The 7,480-nt window shown below is 63.7% G+C and carries 7 protein-coding genes; 4 read left to right on the top strand and 3 right to left on the bottom strand.

Features of this window, described 5'->3' with window-relative positions:
• Positions 1-27: 27 nt before the first annotated feature.
• Positions 28-1,839 (bottom strand): chloride channel protein, encoded by a 1,812-nt coding sequence (locus tag LVE68_RS13140; RefSeq protein ID WP_232940856.1) that lies wholly within the window; start codon positions 1,837-1,839, stop codon positions 28-30.
• Positions 1,840-1,951: 112 nt separating this feature from the next.
• On the opposite strand from LVE68_RS13140, the gene argC reads away from it, so the two are divergent.
• The 4 genes from argC to erpA all read left to right on the top strand — a co-directional run bounded on the left by argC (position 1,952) and on the right by erpA (position 4,795).
• Positions 1,952-2,998, top strand: coding sequence for an N-acetyl-gamma-glutamyl-phosphate reductase (gene argC / locus LVE68_RS13145; protein WP_232940857.1), 1,047 nt, complete (start codon positions 1,952-1,954; stop codon positions 2,996-2,998).
• Positions 2,999-3,058: 60 nt separating this feature from the next.
• Positions 3,059-3,802 carry a DUF6776 family protein gene (locus LVE68_RS13150; protein WP_232940858.1) on the top strand — a complete coding sequence of 248 codons (744 nt, stop codon included), beginning with the start codon at positions 3,059-3,061 and terminating at the stop codon, positions 3,800-3,802.
• Between the two features lie 72 nt (positions 3,803-3,874).
• On the top strand, positions 3,875-4,285 hold the full coding sequence (locus LVE68_RS13155; RefSeq protein WP_232940859.1) for a bactofilin family protein: 411 nt from the start codon (positions 3,875-3,877) through the stop codon (positions 4,283-4,285).
• A 156-nt stretch (positions 4,286-4,441) separates the two neighbouring features.
• Positions 4,442-4,795 (top strand): iron-sulfur cluster insertion protein ErpA, encoded by a 354-nt coding sequence (gene erpA / locus LVE68_RS13160; protein ID WP_232940860.1) that lies wholly within the window; start codon positions 4,442-4,444, stop codon positions 4,793-4,795.
• 102 nt (positions 4,796-4,897) lie between these two features.
• On the opposite strand, the gene LVE68_RS13165 is transcribed toward erpA, so the two are convergent.
• A complete protein-coding gene (locus tag LVE68_RS13165) occupies positions 4,898-6,007 on the bottom strand; it encodes an anhydro-N-acetylmuramic acid kinase (RefSeq protein WP_232940861.1) in 1,110 nt (369 codons plus the stop codon).
• 4 nt (positions 6,008-6,011) lie between these two features.
• Positions 6,012-7,394, bottom strand: coding sequence for a peptidoglycan DD-metalloendopeptidase family protein (locus tag LVE68_RS13170; protein ID WP_232940862.1), 1,383 nt, complete (start codon positions 7,392-7,394; stop codon positions 6,012-6,014).
• Positions 7,395-7,480: the final 86 nt, after the last annotated feature.

Here is a 7,480-nt window from a genome sequence, read left to right on the forward strand (position 1 = left end):
CCATGCCGGCCCGCGGGGCAGCAGGGGTCACTTGCGATAAAAGTTGTCGATGTCTGCCGGCAGGATAATGCCCGCGGCGTCATTGTCCAGCATGCCCGAATAACCGCGGGAGATATACAGGGCGTCGGCCTTGCTGCTTTCCAGTTTCTGGTGGGCCTCCAGCAGTGTGCTGCGCCAGTTGAGCCCGGCCGCCGCAAAGCGCTCGCCGGGCAGCTTGAGCAGGTCCACCGGGGGCTCCTCCCCCTCCACCGCCTGGCTGCCCTCCGGGGCACCTTTCTTTTCCTCCACCCGTTGCAGGAAGCTGGCGAGGTCGGCTGCCCGCAACAACTGGTGCGCGGGTTCGTCCGGCAACTCTACCAGCACCCACAGCGGGTGGCGCTGAATCAGCCGCTCGGCCTGGCTCCGCCCCACTTTCTGTGGTGACACCACAAAGCGCCGTTCCATCACGCTGGCGACCCCCACGCGGTTCAGCATCTGTGCTCGCCAGGTGGGGGTGCCGCTCTTGTCCATGGCTCGCAGGGTCTCCTGGAAGATACCCTGGGCTGCAAAAAAGTAGCGGCTCACCAGGCAGGCCACCACGATCATCATCATGCCCGGGAAGAGCACGTTGGGGTTGTAGGTGAGTTCCAGGATTGCCAGCAGCGCCGCCAGTGGTGCATCCAGCAAGGCGGCCATCATCGCGGCCATGCCCACCATGGCGTAGAAGCCCGGGCTGGCGGTGTACTCGCCCAGCCACAGGTTGGCCAGGCTGCCGGCTATGCCGCCCATGCAGGCGCCGAGGAACAGGCTGGGGCCGATCACGCCCCCGGGAATGCCCAGGCCGGAGGCCAGCGCCGTCGCCACCATTTTCGCCGCCACGATCACCAGCAGGGCCCCCAGGGCAAGTTCGCCCAGCATTGCCAGTTCGAGGGTGTCATACCCCGCGCCGAGGATCTCCGGCACCCAGATGCCCAGGGTGCCGGTCACCAGCCCGACCGCCAGGAAACGCAGGATCGGTGCGCGGCGCTGCATGGGGGCCAGGTATCTCTGGGCGCGAATGAAGAGTGCGGCGAGGGTGCCGATGACTACGGCACAGAGCAGCAGCACCGGCAGCTCGGCCAGCGAGCTGAGCTGGATCGCGGGTACGTTGAAAGCCGGCTGGTTGCCGAAGGCCAGTTGGGTGATGGCGCTTCCGGTCGCTGCAGCGAGGATGACCGGCAGGAAACCCACCACCGAGTACTCGAGCATCACCACTTCCATGGCAAACACCACCCCCGCCAGCGGGGTGTTGAAGGAAGCCGCGATCGCCGCTGCCACACCGCAGCCGAGCAGGCTGCGCACCGAATTGTTGGGGAGTTTAAGCCTGCGCCCGAGCCAGCTGCCACTGGCGGCGCCGAGGTGTACTGCGGGGCCCTCGCGACCCACGGACTGGCCGCTGACCAGCGCGATTGCACCGGCGAAAAACTGCAGTAACGCGTTGGCCACTGGCATATTGGCCTGGTGGTTGTGCAGGCGGTCGAGCACATGGACCACACCCACCAGCCGCCAGCCGGGGCTCAACAGCTGGTAGATGGCCCCCAGTACCAGCGCTCCGCCAACGGGCAGGGCGAAGCGCCAATAGGTGGGCAGGCTTTCATAGCGCTCGGGGATGGACAGGAACAGCTCCGCCGGTATTTCGCTCAGCAGGCGAAAGGCCACCGTCACCGCTCCCGCGAGGATGCCGGTCAGCAGGGCCATGGCCAGCAGCGGTGCCAGCGCCTCCTGGGATGACAGCTGCAGGCGCCACTTTTCCAGTCCCCGTTCGCGCAGGGGCCATTTCGGCTGCTTTTTTTTACCCGTGGGGCGCGCTTTCCTGAGCACCGTGCGTCCTTTCCCGATGGTGGCTTGTGGTAGAGTGCAGCCTCCATTATACAGGCCGCGCCGGCGGTGTATGGGTGAGCCCGGTACGGATACAGCAGCGAGGAGTCAGACAGTGATCAAAGTAGCAATCGTCGGCGGGACCGGATACACGGGGGTGGAGCTGCTGCGACTGCTGGTATTGCACCCGCAGGTAAGCCTGGCTGCGATCACCTCCCGCGCCCTGGCAGGGCAGCCAGTGGCGGAACTTTTTCCCAGCCTCCGGGGTCACTGTGACCTGGCTTTCTGTGAACCGGACCTGGCCCAGTTGGCCACGTGCGATGTGGTCTTTTTTGCCACTCCCCACGGGGTGGCGCAGGCCCAGGTGCCGGAACTGGTGGCACGCGGGGTAAGGGTCATCGACCTGTCGGCGGATTTCCGCCTGCGCGATATCGCCACCTGGGAGCGCTGGTATAACCAGTCGCATGCCGCGCCGGAGCTGGCGGCGGAAGCCGTGTACGGCCTGCCCGAGGTCAACCGCGAGCAGATTGCGGGGGCACGGCTGGTGGCCTGCCCGGGCTGCTACCCGACAGCGATCCAGCTCGGCTGGATCCCGCTGCTGGAGCGCAACCTGGTGGAGCCGGGGCACCTGGTGGCGAGTGCCGCGAGCGGCGCCACCGGCGCCGGGCGGCAGGGCAAGACCGAGTTGCTGCTGGCCGAGAACAGTGACAGCTTCCGCGCATATGCGTCAGGCGGCCATCGCCACCTGCCGGAGATCGAGCAGGGACTGCGCCGGGTGCAGGCCGCAGGCAGTGCCGAGCCGCGGGTGACCTTTGTGCCACACCTGCTGCCGATGGTGCGCGGTATCCATGCGACCCTGTTCGCGCGGCTGAACGGGGACAGCGGTCTGGCTGAGCTGCAGGAACTGTACGAACAGCGGTATGCCGCTGAACCATTTGTGGACGTGCTGCCACCAGGCAGTCACCCGCAGACCCGCAGCGTCAGGGGGAGCAACATGTGCCGTATTGCCCTGGCGCGGCCGGATGACCGGGACACGGTGGTGGTGATGTCGGTGATCGACAATCTCGCCAAGGGCGCCTCGGCCCAGGCCATCCAGAATATGAACATCATGTTTGGCCTGAATGAGAAGCTCGGACTGGAGAGCCCGGCGCTGCTGCCTTAGAATCGTCAGATTCAACAGGCTCACAAGTAAGTCATAACGAGATAAGAACACACGGGTGTCATGGCACATAAAGTAAAAGGCAGTAAACAGTACCGCATGAAGGTAGTGCCGCACCGGCCCTACTCCGGCGCCCTGACGTTGCTGGGGGTGACGCTGCTGGTACTGGTCACCTCGGCGGCCGCTTACTTCGCCGGCCAGCACCACCTGCGTAAGGGGCTGGATCGCAAGACCATGGCCCACGAGGAGTCCCTGGACAGGCTCGATTCCCTGCGCAGGGAAAATGAAGCCCTGCGGCTGCGGGTGGCCACGGCCGAGCAGTCACTGGCGATCGGTGAGCAGGCGGACGAGAAAGTGCGGGCCGAGCTGGTGGAGAAGGAAAACCGGATCGCCGAACTCAAGCAGGAAATTTCCTTTTACCGGGGCCTGATGGCGCCGGATGATGACGGCGATGGTGTTTCCATCGGCCGTTTCAGTCTTTCGCAAATGGCCGATGAGCGGCGCTACCAGTTCAAACTGTTGGTGCAGCAGTCGGCCACGCGACACAGCGTGGTGACGGGGCACGCGACCTTCACCGTGGTGGGCAGTCAGGATGGACAGCCAAAACGCTATCCGCTCAGCGCCCTGTCGCAGCAGGTGGACAGCGAAAAGATCGCCCTGCGCTTCAAATATTTCCAGAATATTGAGGGCGAGCTACAGTTGCCTCATGGCTTCGAGCCAGAGGGCGTTGAGCTGTTGCTCAAGTCCAGCGCGCGTAAGGGGTTCAATATCGAGCAGCGTTATGGCTGGCTGGTTCAGAAGAGCTGATGCCAGGCGCTGATTGCACGAGGTTTTGACTGGATTATGTTTAGAAAGCAAGAGAAAGAGAAGACGACGACTATGGCTAGCTCTGGAAGTAACCACACGACCCTGATCGCCCGCCAGACCGAAGTGAGTGGCGACCTGCATTTCCGCGGTAACCTGGTGGTTGAGGGCACCGTTCACGGGAATGTCAGCGCACACAGCGACAGTGACGCGCGCCTGCAGATTGTCGATGGCGGCAAGGTGGAAGGTGAGATTCGCGTGCCGCACGTGGTCATCAATGGCAACGTCAAGGGCGATGTGTATGCCGTTCGCCACCTGGAGCTCTCCGCCAAGGCAATGGTTGAGGGCAACGTGCACTACAAGCTGATCGAGATGGTCAAGGGCGCACAGGTCAATGGCTCCCTGGTTTCCAACGTTGAGATGGACAACGCCGGTGAGCCGCGCATGCTCGAGTATTCCGAGGAGATCTCGGTCGACTCCGAGTAATCCCGGCTCTCTTTGACCGGCTGGTCGGCCTCTGTCGGCCGGCCGGTGTATGCGGCCGAATACTTGACTGATTTCGTCGGTTTTAGCACTATGGCGGCCCCCGGGCCCAGCTCAGTACAATGGGTGGGCTGGCCCATATTCTGCCGAGAGAGACTTATGTCAGAAGCTGTTTCCTTTTCTCCCGAGCCGGTGATCGTTACCGAGAAGGCTGTGGCCAAGGTCAAGAGCCTGCTTGAAGAGGAGGGCAATCCGGAGCTGAAACTGCGGGTGTTCGTCACCGGCGGCGGCTGTTCCGGCTTCCAGTACGGGTTCACTTTCGATGAGCTGGTGGCTGACGACGATGCGCTGGTCGAGAAAGATGGCATCGAGGTCGTGGTAGACCCGATGAGCTATCCGTACCTGGTTGGGGCAACAGTGGACTACGAAGAGGGCCTGTCCGGCTCGCGCTTTGTGGTGCAAAACCCCAACGCTTCCTCCACCTGCGGCTGCGGGTCATCATTCTCCATCTGATCGCCCGGGATGAACCCGGGCCGGGTCCTGTCCTGTTCCCGTAGCTCGGCTGTCCCTTATCTTCCTGCCTTCCCTGCTCCCGCCTGGCCGCTCGCCATCCACTCAGGCGGGGTAGATACCTCCGAGCACCGTTTCGCGAACCGCGCCGGTTACACCGGGACAGTTGCCCGGGAGCCCGTGCATGGTCTGGCGCGCCAGCCACGCGAAGCCGACAGCCTCCAGCCAGTCGGCGTCGATACCATAACTGCCGGTGCTGGCGATCGACCAGGTGGGCAGGCGCCGGTGCAGGCGCTGCATCAGGTCCGCATTGCGTGCGCCCCCACCACAGATCAGCAGCTCACCGCCGTTGGCAAAGGCGTGCACGGCGTCCGCGATACTGGCGGCAGTGACCTCGGCCAGGGTCGCCTGAACGTCCGCCGGGGCCAGCTCCAGGCCCTCGCCAGCCCGCTCCAGCCAGGTGGGATTGAATGCCTCGCGCCCGGTGCTTTTGGGGGCTGGGGCGGTGAAATAGGGGTCGGCCATCAGGCGGTTGAGCAATTCCGGGCTGACGCGACCGCTGGCGGCCCAGGCGCCGTCGCGGTCAAATGGCTGGCTGCGGTGCAGGCCAATCCAGTAGTCCAGCAGGGCATTGCCGGGACCGGTATCGTAGCCGCGCACGCTGCCGTCGGCGCGTAATTCAGTGATATTTGCCATGCCGCCGATGTTCACCACCGCACGATCGCGGTCGGCCGCGAAGGCCGCCTTGTGAAAGGCTGGCATCAGTGGGGCGCCCTGGCCACCGAGGGCCATATCGCGCCGGCGGAAGTCTGCCACCGTGGTAATACCGGTGCGGGTGGCGATGGTGTTGGGGTCGCCGATTTGCATGGTAAAAGGGTGGGCGACAGTGCCGGGCGGCCGGTGGCGCACGGTCTGGCCGTGGCTGCCGATAGCGGTGACTCCGGCCGGTTTGACCCCGGCATTATCCAGCAGGGCCAGGGTTGCCTCGGCAAACAGCTGGCCCAGCTGGCAGTCCAGCTGGCCGGCCCGGTCCAGTTCCGAGGGGCCGGGGGCGCAAAGGGCCAGCACGGCATCGCGCAATGCAGGGGGGATCGGGTGGCCCAGCGTGGCGATAATATCGGCCCTGGACGACGTTTCCTCAGAGAACTCGACCAGCACCGCGTCGACACAATCGACGCTGGTGCCGGACATCAGGCCGACATAAAGCTCGCCCATAGGGTCAGTTGACGTTTTGTTGGTTTTGTTCTTCGCCGCGTTGTGCCAGCGCCGGTTGCTCGTAATTTTCCAGTTTTGCCAGCAGGGGCTGGGTCTGGGCGCGGAAGCGCGCCATCTCGGAATCCGGGATGGACTTGGCCTTGGGCAGCTTGCGCACGATGGTGGCAGGGTTGCGGTGATGGCCGTCTACCAGGAACTCGTAGTGCAGGTGGGGGCCGGTTGCATACCCGGTGGCGCCGACGGTGCCGATCACCTGGCGCTGCTTGACCCGGTCGCCCACCTTCACCTTGCGCTTGTTCAGGTGCAGGTAGCGGGTGATGTAGCGCTCGCCGTGCTTGATAAACACATAATTGCCATTGGGCCTGCTATAGCCGGCCTTGATTACGCGCCCGCTGCCAGCAGCATATACCGGGGTGCCGCGCGGTGCGGCGTAATCGGTTCCGTTGTGTGGCCGGCGGGTTTTATGGATCGGGTGCAGGCGGCTCGGGTTGAAGTGTGAGCTGATGCGGGCAAAGTCCACCGGGGTGCGGATAAATGCCTTGCGCATGCTTTTGCCATCAGGGGTGTAGTAGTTGGCATCACCGTTCTGGTCGACGTAGCGCACCGCACTGAAGGTTTTCCCCTGGTTGACGAATGTCACCGCCTGGATAGGGCCATTGTCGATCTTCTCGCCGTCGAGGAATTCTTCCTCAAAGAGTACGCTGAAGTGGTCTCCTTTCCTGATGTCGAGGGCAAAGTCGATATCGGAGCTGAAGACCTGCGCCATTTCCATGATGAGGTTATTGCTCAGGCCCGCGTTGTTACCGGCAACAAACAGGGAGCTCTCGATCTCTGCCTGGCGGTAGGCCGGGTAACTGTCGGCCTCCCGCTGGTGCAGGGCATAGCTGAAGTCGCCGCTGTCACCGCGCTTGAATTCCAGGCGGCTGAGGCGATCCCGGTGCACCTCCAGGCTGTCGAGTGAGCCGTCACCAGCGATATGGAAGGTGAGTTCCTCACCGGGGCTCAGTCGCGCAAGGCCCTTGGCTTCCTTGCCGCTCTCCAGTAGCTCGTACATATGGCGGATATCCACGCCGGCACGGTCAAACAGGTTGGAGAGGGTGTCGCCGTTACGAACCTTCACCCGTTTGCTGCTGGTGGGGGCGGGGGTTGCTGGAGAGGCCTCGGGTGCGGCGTCGGCAGCGGCCATGACCACGGCGGGAGCAGCTTCCTCAACTGCGGACAGGGTCACAGGCAATGAATGGCGCTTCGCCTCTACCTCTGGGGTGGAGACGAACATGGCGAGTGCCAGCGCGCAGCTTGCGGCACCTGCCGCGAGGGCATGGGTGCGCGGGAAGTGCTGGCGCAGTGCGCCCAGCAGGCGCGGCTTGGTAGTGCGATGATTCTGCATGGTCTTAACAGGAGGCGCTGTTTGTACTTGTCTTGCGTGCTTTGCGGTGTCTAAAAAACGAACACCAAACACCCTTTATATCAAAA

Source organism: Microbulbifer sp. YPW16 (assembly GCF_021290385.1).
GTDB lineage: Bacteria > Pseudomonadota > Gammaproteobacteria > Pseudomonadales > Cellvibrionaceae > Microbulbifer > Microbulbifer zhoushanensis.

Coding starts and splice junctions, on each gene's coding strand:
- LVE68_RS13150 (WP_232940858.1), top strand. CDS start 3,059: ATGGCACATAAAGTAAAAGGCAGTAAACAGTACCGCATGAAGGTAGTG.
- LVE68_RS13155 (WP_232940859.1), top strand. CDS start 3,875: ATGGCTAGCTCTGGAAGTAACCACACGACCCTGATCGCCCGCCAGACC.
- erpA (WP_232940860.1), top strand. CDS start 4,442: ATGTCAGAAGCTGTTTCCTTTTCTCCCGAGCCGGTGATCGTTACCGAG.
- LVE68_RS13165 (WP_232940861.1), bottom strand. CDS start 6,007: ATGGGCGAGCTTTATGTCGGCCTGATGTCCGGCACCAGCGTCGATTGT.
- LVE68_RS13170 (WP_232940862.1), bottom strand. CDS start 7,394: ATGCAGAATCATCGCACTACCAAGCCGCGCCTGCTGGGCGCACTGCGC.